Source organism: Reyranella sp. CPCC 100927, from assembly GCF_007859315.1.
GTDB lineage: Bacteria > Pseudomonadota > Alphaproteobacteria > Reyranellales > Reyranellaceae > Vineibacter.
Genome location: NZ_VOHA01000075.1, coordinates 1 through 537, shown reverse-complemented (window position 1 = coordinate 537; position 537 = coordinate 1). Strand labels below are relative to the sequence as shown.

The 537-nt window shown below is 66.5% G+C and carries 1 protein-coding gene; it reads left to right on the top strand.

Annotated elements, in window-relative coordinates; translation table 11 throughout:
- The coding region (locus FQU96_RS42025; protein WP_178131213.1) for a transposase at positions 1-399 on the top strand (399 nt) is incomplete at its 5' end.
- Between the last annotated feature and the right edge of the window lie 138 nt (positions 400-537).

The window sequence follows — 537 nt, the reverse complement described above, 5'->3', positions numbered from 1 at the left end:
GACCAGCCCGACGCCGCAGCGGTCAACGCCCAGTTCGACCGGCTGCTGGACTACGTGGGCGAGAAGCTGCCGGCGGTCGCCGAGCACCTCGACGCCGCCCGTGCCGACCTGCTGGCCTTCACCGCGTTCCCGAAGGACGTGTGGATGCAGATCTGGTCCAACAACCCGGCCGAACGGCTGAACAAGGAGATCCGGCGCCGCACGGACGCGGTCGGGATCTTCCCGAATCGTGAGGCCATCGTTCGTCTCGTCGGGGCCGTGCTGGCCGAGCAGACCGACGAGTGGGCCGAGGGTCGCCGCTACCTCGGCCTCGAGGTCCTCACCCGCTGCCGGCTCACCGCCGTCGAGACCACCGGAAGCGAGGTGACTCCCGAGCCCCTCACCGCGCTCACAGCCTGACCCCCACGAAAGATCGCTACACCACTCCCAGGGGCTTGACCTGCCGCGCCTTCTGCACAGCGGTTTTCAGCTGTTCTTTCGCTTGTTCCAGGGAGGCTTGCGCCTCTTCGATCTCATCCATACCTTTAGTCAACCAAT